This window comes from Mammaliicoccus sciuri (assembly GCF_025561425.1).
Lineage (GTDB): Bacteria > Bacillota > Bacilli > Staphylococcales > Staphylococcaceae > Mammaliicoccus > Mammaliicoccus sciuri_A.
This window is the reverse complement of the sequence record NZ_CP094824.1, coordinates 2,403,907-2,420,307: the sequence shown is the minus strand read 5'-3', so window position 1 is coordinate 2,420,307 and position 16,401 is coordinate 2,403,907. Positions and strand designations below refer to the sequence as shown.

Sequence of the window (16,401 nt, the reverse complement as noted above, 5' to 3'; positions counted from 1 at the left end):
AATTAAATTCGGTGCAACTACAAAATGAAGGTGACTCAATGTTTACTTTACAACTAATATTACTAACCATGATTGTAAGTTTAATACTAACACCTTTAGTTATCGTTCTTTCTATTAAAATTGGTGCTGTTGATATGCCAAACGTTAGAAAAGTTCATACTAAACCCGTATCAGTATTAGGTGGCTCAGTCATTTTAATATCTTTTCTCATCGGATTATGGTGGGGGAAACCAGTAGAACATGAAACAATTCCTATTATACTAGGTGCGATTGTCATCTATCTTATAGGTTTAGTGGATGATTTATATGATATGAAACCACTTGTTAAATTAGCAGGTCAAATTGCTGTATCTTTAATCGTCGTTTTTAACCACGTCACATTAGATTTTATTACATTACCATTTGGTGTTGTAATTGAATTTGGAATCTTTAGTATTCCAATGACAATATTCTGGGTTGTTGCAGTAATGAATGCAATCAATTTAATAGACGGTTTAGATGGCTTAGCTTCAGGCATATCATGTATCGCTTTAGTAACAATAGGATTTATCGCAATATTACAGCAGAACATATTTATCATGATGATATGTAGTGTGTTAATAGGATCATTATTAGGATTCTTAGTATTTAACTCACATCCTGCTAAAATATTCTTAGGTGACAGTGGGGCATTACTATTAGGTTATATAATCGGTGTGTTATCACTATTAGGATTTAAGAACATTACATTAATATCGCTATTCTTCCCAATGGTTATACTAGCAGTACCATTTATCGATATGTTATTTGCAGTAATACGTAGACTACATAATCGTCAATCTATCGTTCAAGCAGATAAATCGCATTTACACCATAGATTATTAGATTTAGGCTATACACATAGGCAAACCGTCATATTAATTTATATGATTGCCATATTATTCAGCATATCAAGTGTCATCCTTTATTTATCACCACCATACGGCGTATTAATGATGTTTATAATGATACTAATAACAATAGAATTAATCGTAGAATTTACAGGACTCGTAAATGCAAATTACAGACCAATATTAAACTTATTAACAAGAACAAAGTACAAAAAAGAACGCTAATGTCGATTAGCGTTCTTCTTCTTTATTATATGGAAATGGTAGTGCGATGATATCTTGTCTGTTTAATTCGTACTTACCTTGGTTGACTTCGTTTAGGAAATCGATAAATGGTTCTTCTTCTGATGCTATCACATGTATAGTATAGGTTACTTTGTCTGTATATGCAGTATCTACTAGTTGATAATCAGTTTGTTGTAACTCATGCTCGAAGCGTCCTGTTTGATCATAGTCTAATGTTACTTCAAACGGTATTGCATCTAATAAAATAATTCTGCCAACTTCTTTAATAACTTGGCTGACTGCACTTCCATATGCACGTATTAATCCACCTGCACCTAATTTAATACCACCAAAATATCTTGTAACGACAACAACAACATTATGAAGTTGTTGTTTTTTTAATACTTCTAACATAGGCACGCCTGCTGTTCCTGATGGTTCACCATCATCATTTGCTTTTTGAATAAGCATTGTAGGACCGATAACATAGCTAGAGCAATTATGTGTTGCATCATGATGTTCTTTTTTCTTTTGTTGTATGAATGCTTTCGCTTCATCTTCAGTTTCTGCAGGATGAATACTCGCGATAAATCTCGATTTATTAATGACAATTTCAGTTTCATGTGCTGATTTGATTGTAATTAGTCCTTCTGCCATGTTAATACTTCTCCCTTTACATCGTAATCTGTTACGATTATTATATACTATTGATAATAGTCGGGAAAGGATTGTATGAATTGAAGAATAAATTATTGATGTTGTGCTTAGTGTTGTCTATCGTGTTAGCTGCTTGTGGGTCAAAAGAAGAAGAAAAGCAAACGACTGACAAAGCAGATGATAGTCAAGGTGTTCTATTAGATGAAAAAGGAAATCCGAAAGATACGATTCAAGTAAATAAAGATACTGAAAAAGCAGTCAAAGAAGCTATTGAAAAAAATAGAAAGTCTTTAAATGATGGTGATGTAGAAGCTTACATTAAAACAATCGACACAGATTCAAAACAACTAGACGTTAAAGAGGAAGAAAAAGTGTTGAAAGATACACTTAAAAGTTATAAATTCGATAAAAAAATATCCAATATTAAGTTTTTAGAACAGAAAAAAGATCAAGTGGTTGTATTCTATAATGTGGAAACAACAGCTCATCCTAAGAATGGAAGTAAAGATGAGAAAAAAACATTTAACGAAGTTGTGACGCTTGTTAAAAAGGACGGCACATATAAATTTTCAAAAATGGCACAGGCAGCAATTTAGTTTATAAACTTCTTTTCAAATAACCAAGAATTAGATATGATGAGTATGGAAGAGAATCAAGGAGGATAACTTTATGAAGATTGCTGTTATAACAGATTCAACAGCATATTTAGATCAAGCTTATATAGATAAATATAATATTAGAACAATTGCGCTTAATGTTATATTTAATGATGAAGTTTATAAAGAATTGTCAGAGATAAGTACAGAAGATTTCTATAAAAGAATGAGAAATGAAAAACAATTACCGACAACATCTCAACCAGCTATGGGTCAATATGTGGAATTACTTGAGAGTTTGAGAGACGAAGGATATACAGATGTGATTGCAGTTCACTTATCAAGTGGTATAAGTGGTACATATCAATCAGCTGTGACGTTAAACGATATGGTAGAAGGTATAAACGTACACGCATTTGATTCTGAAATCTCTTGTTCAGTACAAGGCTTCTATGCTCTAAAAGCAGCTCAACTTATCGAACAAGGTATGACAGTTATTGATAACATTCTAGAACAATTAGAGAATATGAAACAAAATACAAATGCATATTTCATAGTAGATGATTTAAATAACTTGAAAAAAGGTGGCCGCTTAAATAGTGCACAAGCATTAGTCGGCACGATGTTACAAGTGAAACCATTGTTACACTTCGTTGATACAAAAATTGTCCCTTACGATAAAGTGAGAACAAAGAAAAGAGCAATGAAACGTATTGAAGAACAATTAGCTAAAGAAGTTGAAGGTTATAAAAACTTATCTATTGTTATTATTGAAGGAAATGATAAAGAGACCGCACTTTCTTGGAAAGCGCAAGTTGAAGAACAATTCCCTGATGCACAAATTATTATGAGTTATTTTGGACCAGTAATTGGGACGCATTTAGGAGAAGGTTCATTAGGTTTAGGATTCACAACGACCGAATTAGATTTAAGTATATAATATAACTACAGCACAAAAAGCCGAGGCTTTTTGTGCTTTTTTTATGGAGGTTAGTATGAAATTATACGGACGTATATGCCGAGATTTAAATGATATAACGACTGAAAGAGTTAAATATACTAAACCTGGCGTGTCTTTAGTTCAAGGTAAATATATTTGTAATCAGTGTGGTAACAAAGATCAAACATTGTTTTATCAGTATTTTTGCCACCATTGCGAGCACATTACAACCTATTGCAGATACTGTATTGCACTTGGTAAAGTTCAAAGTTGTAAAGACATTTATGTCATTGAGAGTTTGCATGAAGCATCAAAATGTCATTATCAATTGGATTTTGAATTGAGTGAACAGCAACAACTCGCATCCTCTAAAATTAAAGACGCTATTTTAAAGCAAGATCATTTATTACTCCATGCTGTGACAGGTGCAGGTAAAACAGAAATGATATTTGAAGGTATGTCGCAAGCCCGAAAAAACGGTATGAATGTTGCAGTTGTATCACCAAGAGTAGATGTCGTAAAAGAAGTTTATTTAAGGTTGATAAACGCATTTAAAGATGAACACATTGATTTAATGTATGAAGGACAATTCGCTCAGTTTAACAGTGCGTTTGTCGTATCGACCGTTCATCAACTTATACGCTATGATGGACATTTTGATGTGGTTATCGTTGATGAAGTAGATGCATTTCCGTTAGAAATGGATAATCAACTGATGCATACCATTCGAAAAGCTTCTTCAGGACAATCTAGTCATATTTATTTAACAGCAACGCCTAACAAGCAACTCCTTTCTATATTTAATCACAATCAAATAATTAAACTCCCCGCAAGATGGTACTGCACCCCTAAAGTTAGAGTAAAAAAACTAACTTTAGGGGGTGTTTTAATATGACAAAATATAGTGATGAATTTAAGTTGAAAGTTGTAAGAGATTATCTAGATGGCCATTATGGTTATCGAAAATTAGCTAAAAAATATAATATACCTGATAAAATTATTATACGAACATGGGTAAAAGCCTTTCAATCATTCGGTGTAGATGGCATTAAAAAGAAACAGAAAAAGACAGTTTATTCTGTTACATTCAAAATAAATGTATTAAACTATATGAAAAGAACAGGCGATTCCTTCCAAGATACAGCGATTAAATTTGGCCTAAATACCCCATCTATTATTGTGCGATGGAAAAAGATATATGACAAAGAAGGTGTGGAAGGACTCGAAAAGCCGAAAGGACGACCTCCCATGAAAAAGAAGAAACAGAAGAAATCTAATCAAAACCTATCACGAGAAAAAGAGTTAGAGCTAGAAAATGAAAATCTTCGATTAGAGAATGCTTATTTAAAAAAGTTGAACGCTTTTCGAGAGAATCCGAGTGCCTTTCTAGAAAAGCACAAGCAGCAGTGGCATTCGAACTCAAAGAAGAAGGATTCAAATTAAAAGATATCTTAGTAAAGGTTGGTATACCAGAAGCAACCTATCATTACCATGCCAAACAATTACAAAAGGAAGATTTAGATAAAGGTTGGAAGAAAAAGATCATTGAACTTTTTCAAAAACACAACGGTAAATACGGCTATCGTCGTATATATTTAGCTTTGAGAAATCAAGGTTATCTCATTAACCATAAGAAAGTACAACGAATTATGCGAGAACTAGGATTAAAATGTCAAAAATTCACACGTAAATCACGCTATCAATCATACAAAGGTACAGTTGGTAAAGTGGCTGAAAATCGCTTGAATCGTAGATTCCATACATCTATTCGACTTCAAAAATTAGTGACAGATATCACTGAATTTAAATGTGCTGAAGAACAAAAATTATATCTCAGCCCTATTATGGATTTATACAATGGGGAAATCATTTCTTATGGTATATCCAGAAGACCAACATTAGACTTAGTACTTCAATCATTGGATAAAGCAGTTACAATCATTAAGCATGAAGCTCCATATCGTACGACGATACATTCTGATCAAGGTTGGCATTATCAGCATAATGCATGGATTAGAAGATTATCGGAACAAAGGATTTATCAAAGTATGTCACGTAAAGCGACGTGTGCGGATAATGCTTCTATGGAGAATTTCTTTGGCATCATGAAGCAGGAAATGTATCATGGAGAAGAACTTGTTAACTATGAAACATTAAAAAGAAGAATTGAGGATTACATCTATTGGTATAACAATGAACGTTTGAAATTAAAATTGGCTGGACGAAGTCCAGTACAATACCGAACTCAATCCAGCCAATTAATAGCATAATGGAAACTCTAACTTTTGGGGGTCACTACCGATATCATAAACATCCATTACCAGTTCCAGAATTTCAATTTAATAACATTAAAGAAAATAAACTCAATCAGAAGTTACTTGCGTTTCTTAAATCTCAAATAGAACAAAATAGAAAGACATTTGTCTTCTATCATAATATTCAATATATGGAACAAATATTTAAAGTATTCCAAGGTTACTTTTCAAAAATTGATTATGTATCCAGTCAAGATGCAATGAGGCATGAAAAGGTGACGCGTTTAAGAAATGATGAAATAGACATTATGTTTACGACGACAATATTAGAAAGAGGCGTTACGTTAGAAAAATTAGATATCGTCATCGTGCATACAGAAAAGTTTACAAGTAGTGCCATCATTCAAATTGCAGGTCGTGTTGGTCGAAAATTATCTTGTCCAACTGGCAAGGTATTGTGTTATCACGAAGGTATCACACGAAATATGATACAGGCGAAACGTGAAATTATTGAAATGAATGATTTAGCACGAGAGAAAGGATGGTTAATTTGAAGAGGTGCATAATTTGTCAAAATCATATCAATGAAGTGATCGATTTGTTAAATCTTTTTTCAAGGCAATCTATAATATGTGAGCAATGTGCCAATCAATTAACATTTAATCATGAAGCAAGACGATGCAAAAGATGTTTAAAAATAATGTCTGAAGAAGAGGAGGATTGCTTAGATTGTCAGTGGCTTTCAAATAAATATCCATTAATTAATCAACTATATACGTTGTATGACTATGATGGTCTTATCAAAGCGGTCATACAACAATATAAGTTAAAGGGGGATGTTGCACTTAATCAAGTATTTCAATTGCCGCTGAAATTATTTAAGCAATATGATTATGTTATTCCGGAACCCATTCATCCTAATAAGTTAGGGCAGCGTACTTTTGATCATGTAACAACGGTATTGGATAATCAAAAAATTAAATATATACAGATTTATGAAACTGAAGAAAGGCAAAAGCAATCAGAATTAACTAAATTAGAAAGGTCATCTCAGCATAATCCATTTAAAATAAATAAGGACTTAGACTTTGAAAATGAGAGAATATTACTCGTAGATGATATTTATACAACAGGGTTAACAATTCATCGATTAGCGGAACTTTTATTTGTTAGAAAAATCAGAAAAATAGATGCCTTAACATTTGCAAGAGCAGTAAATAATGATAAAATATAGGTAGGAAGAAACACAAGAGAAATTGAGCGTTAAAGGAGTCGGTGTTTTATGATCAGATTTGAAATTCATGGTGAAAACATCACAGTGACTGATCCGATAAGAAATTATATTGAGGACAAAGTAAGTAAACTAGAAAGATATTTTACTAATGTCCCAGAGGCGATAGCCCACGTTAAAATCAAAACTTATCAGAATTCTAGAAGTAAAATTGAAGTAACTATTCCGTTGAAAGATGTTACTTTAAGAGCTGAAGAAAGACATGAAGATTTATATGCTGGAATCGACTTAATAACTAACAAACTCGAAAGACAAGTACGTAAGTACAAAACAAAGGTTAATAGAAAGTATCGCGACAAAGGGCGAGATAAAGATGTCTTTGCAGTAAGTGCAGATTCAGCTGCACCTGAAGAAGTTGAAGAGAATGATAGCGATAATGAAATTGAAATCATCCGTTCTAAGCAATTTGCTTTGAAACCAATGGATTCTGAAGAAGCAGTATTACAAATGAACTTACTAGGACATGATTTTTACATCTTTACTGATGCAGAAACAGATGAAACAAGCATCGTGTATAAACGTAAAGATGGTAAATATGGATTAATTGAAACTTCAATACAATAAAAATCATTTACACCAACTGGTGCAGAATTTCTGCACCAGTTTCTTTGGCTATTGATAGCTTTTCATGTACAGAGGTGGTAATCTTAAATAGTGTAAAAAGAGATATAAACGTGATATGATATATTGTTGTAAGATTACTAGTTTTCTAGTTGAAGGAGAGAACAAAATGGGTTTTTTATCAAAAATAGCTGATGGTAACAAACGAGTTGTTAAATCACTCGGAAAATTAGCAGATCAAGTCATCAATTTAGAAGATGAAATTGCTAAATTAACAGATGATCAATTAAGAGAGAAAACAGAACAATTCAAAAAAGAATTGTCAGAAATAGAAGATTATAAAAGGCAAGAAAAATATTTAGACAAAATACTACCTGAAGCATATGCAATCGTAAGAGAAGCATCTACTAGGGTATTTAATATGACACCATTTAAAGTACAAATTATGGGTGGTATTGCTATTCATCGTGGTGATATTTCAGAAATGAAAACTGGTGAAGGTAAAACATTAACAGCAACAATGCCAGTTTATTTAAATGCGCTAACAGGTAGAGGCGTTCATGTTGTAACAGTCAATGAATATCTATCAAGTTCACAAAGTGAAGAAATGGCACAATTATATAATTTCTTAGGTTTATCAGTTGGACTTAATTTGAATTCAATGGATACGAATCAAAAGCGTGAAGCATATTCAGCAGATATCACGTATAGTACAAATAATGAACTTGGATTCGATTATTTAAGAGACAACATGGTTACGTATAAAAAAGACCGTGTTATGAGACCTCTTAACTTTGCCATCATTGATGAGGTTGACTCAATTTTAATTGACGAAGCGAGAACACCACTTATCATTTCAGGTGAAGCAGAAAAATCAACAACTTTATATACTCAAGCCAACGTATTTGTAAAAATGCTTAAAGGTGAAGATGATTTTAGTTATGATGAAAAAACTAAAGCTATCACATTAACAGAACAAGGTATTGATAAAGCTGAACGTATGTTCAAAATTGATAACTTGTTTGACGTGAAACATGTTAACTTAATGCATCATATTAATATTGCATTAAAAGCAAATAGAACAATGTTTAAAGATAAAGATTATGTTGTTGAAGATGGGGAAATTATGATTGTCGACCAATTTACAGGTCGTACAATGCCAGGTCGAAGATTCTCTGACGGCTTGCATCAAGCAATTGAAGCAAAAGAAGGTCTAGAGATTCAAAATGAATCTAAAACAATGGCATCTATTACATTCCAAAACTTCTTTAGAATGTACAACAAATTATCAGGCATGACAGGTACAGCTAAGACGGAAGAAGAAGAGTTCAGAAATATTTACAATATGACTGTTACGCAAATTCCAACAAATAGACCAATACAACGTAAAGATGAAGCGGATTTAATTTTTGCATCACAAAAAGGTAAGTTTGATGCAGTTGTTAAAGATGTAATCGAGCTTCATAAGAAAGGTCAACCAGTATTATTAGGTACAGTTGCCGTTGAAACAAGTGAATATATTTCACAACTATTAAAGAAAAAAGGCGTTAGACATAACGTTTTAAACGCGAAAAACCATGAACGTGAAGCAGAAATTATTTTAAATGCAGGTCAAAAAGGTGCAGTAACCATTGCAACTAACATGGCTGGTCGTGGTACGGATATTAAACTTGGTGAAGGCGTTGTTGAACTTGGTGGTTTAGCTGTTATTGGTACAGAACGACACGAATCAAGACGTATCGATGACCAATTAAGAGGACGTTCAGGTCGTCAAGGTGACGTTGGTCGAAGTAGATTCTACTTATCATTACAAGATGAATTGATGGTTCGTTTCGGATCAGAACGTATGCAATCTTTAATGGGTAAATTAGGTATGAATGATGATACGCCAATTGAGTCTAAAATGGTTTCTAGAGCAGTAGAATCTGCTCAAAAACGAGTTGAAGGTAATAACTTCGATGCACGTAAACGTTTGTTAGAATACGATGATGTACTAAGAAAACAACGTGAAATCATTTACGGTGAGCGTAATGATATTATTGAAAAAGACGATGTACAAGACATTGTTAAAGATATGATTAAATCATCATTAGAGCGTGGCGTGAACTATCACTTCGCAACAAATGAAGAAGAAATTGATTTTGAAGCACTCGTTCAATATATTGAAGACTCATATGTACCACAAGGTGCAATTAAAGTTGACGATATTCGCGGTAGAGATTATGAAGATATCGTAGAAATTGTATTAGAAAAAATTAAAACACAATACAAAGCTCAACAAGAAGACTTTGGTGATCAAATGTCTGAATTTGAACGTATGATTGTGTTAAGAACAATAGACCGTAAATGGACTGATCACATTGATACAATGGATCAATTACGTACAGGTATCCACTTAAGATCTTATGGTCAAATCAATCCACTTAGAGAGTACCAAAATGAAGGTTTAGATTTATTTGAAACAATGTTGAATGAAATAGAAGATGAAGTAAGTAAATACATTCTTAAATCAACTATTGATCGCGGTGAACAAGTTGAACGTGAACAAGTTGAAATAGGTGAAGCTAAACATGTGAGTGCGAATGATGGTAAAGAAAAAGTTAAACCAAAACCTATCGTCAAAGATGAACAAGTTGGCCGAAACGATCCATGTCCATGTGGTAGTGGTAAGAAATATAAAAACTGTCATGGTCAAGCATAAAGGAGTAATTTTATGGAATTAACGGAAATTAGACAAACATTAAATAAAAATAATGAAAAATTAATGAATATTAGGGGGTCTCTTTGACTTAGAAAATAAAGAGACGAACATTCAAGAATACGAAGAAATGATGGTTGATCCAACATTCTGGGACGATCAGAATAAAGCACAAGACATCATTAACAAAAACAACGCATTAAAGTCTGTCGTCGGTGATTTTCATACATTAAATCAACAGATTGAAGATTTACTTACAACTGTTGAATTGTTACAAGAAGAATATGATGAAGACATGCACGAAATGCTTGAGCAAGATTTAAAAGCGTTACAAACAGACATCGATCAATTTGAATTGAAACTTCTACTTAATGGTGAACATGATGAAAACAACGCTATATTAGAATTGCATCCAGGTGCAGGTGGTACAGAATCTCAAGATTGGGGTTCAATGCTACTTAGAATGTATCAACGTTTCGCAGAACAAAAAGGATTCAAAGTGGAAACGTTAGATTATCAAGCTGGAGATGAAGCGGGCATTAAAAGTGTCACAATTCTTATCAAAGGCCATAATGCATATGGATATTTAAAAGCTGAAAAAGGTGTCCATAGATTAGTGCGTATTTCTCCATTCGATTCATCAGGAAGACGTCATACATCATTTGTATCTTGTGATGTAACACCTGAATTTAATAATGAAAAAATAGAAATAGAAGTTAATTCTGAAGACATTACAGTCGATACTTATAGAGCATCTGGTGCAGGTGGACAGCACGTCAACACGACTGATTCAGCTGTTCGTATTACACACCAACCAACTGGTATCGTCGTTACATGTCAAAATGAAAGATCACAAATTAAAAACAGAGAACAAGCTATGAAAATGTTAAAAGCGAAACTCTACCAAAAAGAACTTGAAGAACAAGCAGCAGCTCTAGATGAAATTAGAGGTGAACAAAAAGAAATTGGATGGGGGAGTCAAATACGTTCATACGTATTTCATCCATATGCTATGGTTAAAGATCATAGAACTAATGAAGAAACAGGTAATACAAACGCAGTTATGGATGGGGACTTAGATCCATTTATCGATGCATATTTAAGAAGCCAAATTAATGAAAAATAATTTAAAGTAAGAAGCTAGGATGATTTTAAAATATCCTAGCTTCATTTATGATAATTAAAATTGTGAATTATTGAACAAAATGATGTCAGACGCTGGTTTACATGGTAAAATATAGTTGATAATAAAATGAATGGAGTGTTATACATGAAAATCAAAATGGGCATGATTTCTGTAATAGCATTATCATCGTTAGTATTTGCAGGATGTGGACAATCAAGCGATGATAGCAGCAAAGAAGAATACAGTTCACAAGGGGAAAAAATCTTTAAAAACAATTCTTGCGTAGGATGTCATGGTAAAGATTTAGATGGTGCATCTGGACCATCACTTAAAAAAGTCGGTGCCAAAATGTCTGAGTCAGATATTGAAAAAATTATCAACGAAGGTAAGGGGAATATGCCGAGTCAAGTTGTAGATGAGAAAGAAGCAAAAGAAGTTGCTAAATGGTTAGCTAAACAAAAATAATCATTTATATTCATTTTGTATATAAATTGGAAATTTTAACGTTGAAACACATATGTATTTTAATTGAATATTAATAAATAAAAAAGACGATGTTAATTGTGTGTAAATAATTAACATCGTCTTTTAAAATGGCTACATGACAGTCTTTAGTAACATTTTTATCTATAAAATTATAGAATGTTAACGTTTATATTACAGATTTGTAACAATACAATATTGCGATAGATATTGTGCTATATTATTTCCAGTATTAATTGAGAAAAATCATATAAATTTAAAATATAAACGTAAATACATACACTTCGGGAGGATATGTCATCATGAAGAAGACTTTCATTACATTAGCATCTGTTACAGCTTTAACAAGTTTAGCAAGTTCATCTGCCTATGCAGCTGATATTAAAGTTAAAGAAGGACAATCATTAGAGAATATTGCAGAAGAATATGGCACATCAGTATCTGAAATTAAATCATTAAATAATATCGACGTAGACGTTAAAGAAGGACAAACATTAAAAGTATTAGAAGATAACATCTATATAATTCAAGAGGGAGATACACTTAACAAAATTTCTGAAAAATTTGATGTTAACGTATCAGACTTAAAAGAATGGAACAATTTATCTTCAGATTTAATTTTAGTGGGTGATGAATTAAAAGTTGCAGCAGAAACTTCAGAACCAACTGCTGAACCTACTAGTTTAACAGTTAGTGCACCTGAATCTCCTGCTCAAGAAGATGCATTATTAAGATACGTATTTGAACAAACATCATACGGTAATGTATACAATAGTGAAGATTCAGTAGCTTATGTTGCACCGACATTTAACTACAGCCAATCAGCTGGTTCAATTTTACAATCAACTGCTGGTGGATATGGACATGTAGCTTATGTAGATAAAGTGAATGCTGATGGTTCAATTCAAGTTTCTGAAATGAACTACCAAGGTGTAGGCGTAGTATCTTCACGTACAATTTCAGCATCAGCAGCTGGCTCATATAATTATATTCATTAGTTTTTATAGAAATTTAATAAATAAGCAAGTAGTTAATTCAGTTTAAGAATTTTAACTATTTGCTTTTTTTTATCATTATAGTTGATATAATAAACGTAAATGCTAGTGTAGAGGTTTGAAAACATGAAAAAAAGGTTAAAAATCATATTAGTTATACTTTTGTTATTGATTATTAGTATCAGTGTTTATAAAGTATTAGATATCAATAAGTTTCAAACGAACGAACAGTTTAAAGAGCAACAAGGGAAGCAAACGTTTCAAAACAGTCATCCAGCTACAGGCATGAATGTAAATGATGAAACTGTTAATGTTTTTTCAACTGAAAAATCAAAACAATTAAAAGAGGTAACATCTAAAAATGATATTACTGTTATTAATTTATTTGCCTCTTGGTGTGACCCTTGTAAACGAGAAATGCCTGAACTTGTAAAATATGCAAAGCACGAAGATAAAGGTGTCGAATTAGTTGGTTTAAATGTTAAAGATAAACGAAAACCAGCTAAACAATTAATGGACGATGTAAATGTGAATTACGATGTTTACGTTGCGCAAGATGATTTTCTAGAAAAATATAAATCGTATAATATACCTACAACTTTATTTGTAGATAAAAATGGCGAAATCAAAAAAGTGTATTTAGGTGAATTATCTGAAAAGACACTAAACAACTTAGTTACACAAGTGAAGGAGGAAGTTTAATGGGGGTACATCAATATTTTAAAAGTTTGTCTGATTTAGAGAAATTAGTAAGATGTCCAGGTAAATTTAAGTATCAAGACCATAATGTCGCAGCACATTCTTTTAAAGTAACGAAAATAGCGCAATATTTAGCAACAGTAGAAGAACAAAATGGTCAAGAAATAGACTGGAAACTTGTATATGAAAAAGCTTTGAACCATGATTATCCTGAAATATTTACTGGTGACATTAAGACACCTGTGAAATATGCGTCTTATGAAATTAAAAAATTATTCTCTCAAGTTGAAGAAGAGATGATCGATAAATTTATAACAGAAGAATTTCCCGAGCAATATCAAGATATATATAGACATAGACTACAAGAGGGTAAAGATGATAGTATAGAAGGGCAAATATTAAGTGTTGCTGATAAAATTGATTTATTGTATGAATCTTTTGGTGAAATTCAAAAGAGAAATCCAGAACCTTTATTCTTCGAAATTTATGAAAGTTCATTGGAAACGATCATGCAATTTGATCATTTAGCTTCTGTACAAGATTTTATTCAACATATTATACCTGATATGTTACAAGAAAAATTTATACCACGTTCAGAGTTAAGAGAGATAACAATGACGATACTTGAGAAACGTGAAACAAAAAGGAGTTAGTGAATTGAATGATTTGGCCGATTCTAGCTTTGTTTCTTCCTTGTTTAATGGTAATTATTTTCACGCAAATTGCTCAAAATAAATGGATTGGATTACTTGTATCCAGCATCATAATTGGTGTTTCGGTTTATAAAGGCTTTTTTAACAATGAGCTTATCATGTTGTTAGATGTACTGAGTTTAGTAGCAGGCTTTTATATAGTTGATACACTTAAAATAGATAAAATTGAATCAAGATAAATAAGAGGAAAAATCATTTAGATTTTTCCTCTTATTTGTATGTAAATTTAAAATTAACGAACAAATGTTTGGTCATTTTTACAAATTTTTGATAAAATAAATATATATTACAGAAAATGAGGAGGTTCCTATGCAACATTTTCCTTTTAAAATACATTCTGACTATTCACCTCAAGGGGATCAGCCAGAAGCTATTAAATCTCTTGTAAAAGGCATTAACGAAAGCAAGAGACATCAAACTTTACTAGGTGCGACAGGTACAGGTAAGACATTCACGATGAGTAATGTCATCAAAGAAGTCGGTAAACCCACATTGATTATTGCACATAATAAAACGTTGGCTGGACAGCTATATAGTGAGTTTAAAGAATTCTTTCCTGAGAATAGAGTAGAATACTTCGTAAGTTATTACGATTATTATCAACCTGAAGCATATGTACCTCAAACAGATACTTTTATTGAAAAAGATGCCTCTATAAATGATGAAATTGATAAACTTCGACATTCAGCTACTAGCGCATTGTTTGAACGAGATGATGTTATCGTTATTGCGAGTGTCAGCTGTATTTATGGTTTAGGTAATCCAGAAGAATATAAAGACTTAGTTGTAAGTACGCGTGTTGGTATGGAAATGGAACGTAATGAACTGTTAAGAAAGCTTGTCGATAACCAATATTCACGAAATGATATAGATTTTAGACGTGGTACATTTAGAGTTAGAGGAGATGTTGTAGAAATATTTCCAGCATCACGTGATGAACTATGTGTCAGAGTAGAGTTCTTTGGAGATGAAATCGATAGAATTAGAGAAGTAAATTACTTAACAGGAGAAGTTATTGCTGAAAGAGAACATTTTCTATTTTATCCTGCATCTCACTTCGTAACACGTGAAGAAAAAATGAAAGTTGCGATTGAGCGTATTGAGAAAGAACTTGAAGAACGATTGGCAGAACTTCGAAAAGAAAATAAACTGCTAGAAGCTCAACGGCTTGAACAAAGAACGAATTATGATTTAGAAATGATGAGAGAAATGGGCTTTTGTTCAGGCATTGAGAACTATTCTGTACATTTAACGTTACGACCAAAAGGTTCTACACCATATACTTTATTAGATTACTTTGGTGATGATTGGTTAGTGATGATTGATGAATCTCACGTAACACTTCCTCAAATTAGAGGTATGTATAATGGAGACCAAGCGCGAAAAAATGTCTTAGTAGAACATGGCTTTAGATTACCAAGTGCTTTAGACAATAGACCGCTTAGATTTGAAGAGTTTGAAGAAAAAACGAAACAATTGGTTTATGTTTCAGCAACACCGGGACCATATGAAATTGAACATACTGATGAAATGGTCGAACAAATTATTCGTCCAACTGGTTTGTTAGATCCAATTGTCGAAGTGAGACCAAGTGAAAATCAAATAGATGATTTAATGGCTGAAATTAATGAAAGAATAGAAAGAAATGAACGTGTATTAATTACAACATTAACTAAAAAAATGAGTGAAGATTTAACGACTTATTTAAAAGAAGCCGGCATTAAAGTGAATTACTTACACTCAGAAATAAAGACATTAGAAAGAATAGAAATCATTCGAGACTTAAGAATGGGTGTTTATGATGTATTAGTTGGGATTAACTTACTAAGAGAAGGTTTAGATATCCCAGAAGTTTCACTTGTGACGATTTTAGATGCAGATAAAGAAGGTTTCTTAAGATCAGAGCGTTCGTTGATTCAAACGATTGGTCGTGCTGCGCGTAATGATAAAGGTAAAGTGATTATGTATGCAGATAAAATTACAGATTCTATGAGAACAGCATTAGATGAAACAAGTAGAAGACGTACTACTCAAGAAGCGTACAATGAAGAACACAATATAACACCACAAACAATTAACAAGAAAATACGTGATGTGATATCAGCAACTGTAGAAACAGATGAAGTAACTGAAAAAGATACTAAAAAAACGCCTAAGAAACTTACGAAAAAAGAAAGAGAAAAGACAATCGAGCGCATAGAAAAAGAAATGAAAGATGCTGCGAAAGATTTAGACTTCGAGCGTGCATCTGAACTAAGAGATATATTATTTGAACTAAAAGCAGAAAGGTGAC

18 protein-coding genes are annotated in these 16,401 nt (G+C 32.4%); 17 read left to right on the top strand and 1 reads right to left on the bottom strand.

All coding sequences use genetic code 11. The features are described from left to right. Positions 1-38: 38 nt before the first annotated feature. Positions 39-1,094, top strand: coding sequence for a glycosyltransferase family 4 protein (locus MUA60_RS12675; RefSeq protein ID WP_243559679.1), 1,056 nt, complete (start codon positions 39-41; stop codon positions 1,092-1,094). Between the two features lie 6 nt (positions 1,095-1,100). Here MUA60_RS12675 and MUA60_RS12670 read toward each other — a convergent pair whose 3' ends face one another. Continuing rightward, positions 1,101-1,751 carry a YigZ family protein gene (locus MUA60_RS12670; RefSeq protein WP_262648483.1) on the bottom strand — a complete coding sequence of 217 codons (651 nt, stop codon included), beginning with the start codon at positions 1,749-1,751 and terminating at the stop codon, positions 1,101-1,103. A gap of 80 nt (positions 1,752-1,831) precedes the next feature. Between MUA60_RS12670 and MUA60_RS12665 the strand changes: the two genes are divergently transcribed. The 16 genes from MUA60_RS12665 (at position 1,832) to uvrB (ending at position 16,400) form a co-directional block, all read left to right on the top strand. Continuing rightward, positions 1,832-2,347: a hypothetical protein gene (locus MUA60_RS12665; RefSeq protein ID WP_262648482.1), complete on the top strand. Its 516-nt coding sequence runs from the start codon at positions 1,832-1,834 to the stop codon at positions 2,345-2,347. A gap of 73 nt (positions 2,348-2,420) precedes the next feature. After that, entirely contained in the window at positions 2,421-3,287 is an 867-nt protein-coding gene (gene fakB1 / locus MUA60_RS12660) for a fatty acid kinase binding subunit FakB1 (RefSeq protein ID WP_262648481.1), read from the top strand. Positions 3,288-3,342: 55 nt separating this feature from the next. Further along, positions 3,343-4,182: a DEAD/DEAH box helicase family protein gene (locus tag MUA60_RS12655; protein ID WP_262648480.1), complete on the top strand. Its 840-nt coding sequence runs from the start codon at positions 3,343-3,345 to the stop codon at positions 4,180-4,182. After that, complete coding sequence (locus tag MUA60_RS12650) at positions 4,179-4,730, top strand: helix-turn-helix domain-containing protein (RefSeq protein WP_025907016.1); 552 nt, start codon at positions 4,179-4,181, stop codon at positions 4,728-4,730. Before MUA60_RS12655 ends, MUA60_RS12650 begins: the two co-directional genes overlap by 4 nt. Next, positions 4,694-5,557, top strand: coding sequence for an IS3 family transposase (locus MUA60_RS12645; protein WP_103361549.1), 864 nt, complete (start codon positions 4,694-4,696; stop codon positions 5,555-5,557). Before MUA60_RS12650 ends, MUA60_RS12645 begins: the two co-directional genes overlap by 37 nt. Then, positions 5,557-6,096, top strand: coding sequence for a helicase-related protein (locus MUA60_RS12640; RefSeq protein WP_262648479.1), 540 nt, complete (start codon positions 5,557-5,559; stop codon positions 6,094-6,096). The genes MUA60_RS12645 and MUA60_RS12640 overlap by 1 nt, the downstream gene beginning before the upstream one ends. Positions 6,097-6,242: 146 nt before the next feature. After that, positions 6,243-6,776 (top strand): ComF family protein, encoded by a 534-nt coding sequence (locus tag MUA60_RS12635; protein WP_262648478.1) that lies wholly within the window; start codon positions 6,243-6,245, stop codon positions 6,774-6,776. 48 nt (positions 6,777-6,824) lie between these two features. After that, the gene (hpf, locus tag MUA60_RS12630) at positions 6,825-7,397 is read left to right on the top strand and encodes a ribosome hibernation-promoting factor, HPF/YfiA family (protein ID WP_262648476.1); all 573 of its coding nucleotides are present in this window, start codon (positions 6,825-6,827) and stop codon (positions 7,395-7,397) included. A gap of 166 nt (positions 7,398-7,563) precedes the next feature. Next, positions 7,564-10,095: a preprotein translocase subunit SecA gene (secA, locus tag MUA60_RS12625; protein WP_262648475.1), complete on the top strand. Its 2,532-nt coding sequence runs from the start codon at positions 7,564-7,566 to the stop codon at positions 10,093-10,095. A 12-nt stretch (positions 10,096-10,107) separates the two neighbouring features. Continuing rightward, a protein-coding gene (prfB, locus tag MUA60_RS12620) for a peptide chain release factor 2 (protein ID WP_262648474.1) occupies positions 10,108-11,218 on the top strand; the annotation gives its coding sequence in 2 pieces (ribosomal slippage) (positions 10,108-10,179 and positions 10,181-11,218; 1,110 coding nt in all). Between the two features lie 144 nt (positions 11,219-11,362). Continuing rightward, the gene (gene cccB, locus MUA60_RS12615) at positions 11,363-11,683 is read left to right on the top strand and encodes a cytochrome c551 (protein WP_025904526.1); all 321 of its coding nucleotides are present in this window, start codon (positions 11,363-11,365) and stop codon (positions 11,681-11,683) included. A 320-nt stretch (positions 11,684-12,003) separates the two neighbouring features. Further along, positions 12,004-12,699 carry a LysM peptidoglycan-binding domain-containing protein gene (locus tag MUA60_RS12610; protein WP_262648472.1) on the top strand — a complete coding sequence of 232 codons (696 nt, stop codon included), beginning with the start codon at positions 12,004-12,006 and terminating at the stop codon, positions 12,697-12,699. 123 nt (positions 12,700-12,822) lie between these two features. Further along, on the top strand, positions 12,823-13,398 hold the full coding sequence (locus MUA60_RS12605; protein WP_262648470.1) for a TlpA family protein disulfide reductase: 576 nt from the start codon (positions 12,823-12,825) through the stop codon (positions 13,396-13,398). After that, complete coding sequence (locus MUA60_RS12600) at positions 13,398-14,048, top strand: HD domain-containing protein (protein WP_025904529.1); 651 nt, start codon at positions 13,398-13,400, stop codon at positions 14,046-14,048. The genes MUA60_RS12605 and MUA60_RS12600 overlap by 1 nt, the downstream gene beginning before the upstream one ends. Positions 14,049-14,056: 8 nt before the next feature. Next, positions 14,057-14,287: a DUF2198 family protein gene (locus tag MUA60_RS12595; RefSeq protein ID WP_025904530.1), complete on the top strand. Its 231-nt coding sequence runs from the start codon at positions 14,057-14,059 to the stop codon at positions 14,285-14,287. 130 nt (positions 14,288-14,417) lie between these two features. Beyond that, positions 14,418-16,400, top strand: a complete 1,983-nt coding sequence (uvrB, locus tag MUA60_RS12590) for an excinuclease ABC subunit UvrB (protein WP_262648469.1) — start codon at positions 14,418-14,420, stop codon at positions 16,398-16,400. Position 16,401: the final 1 nt, after the last annotated feature.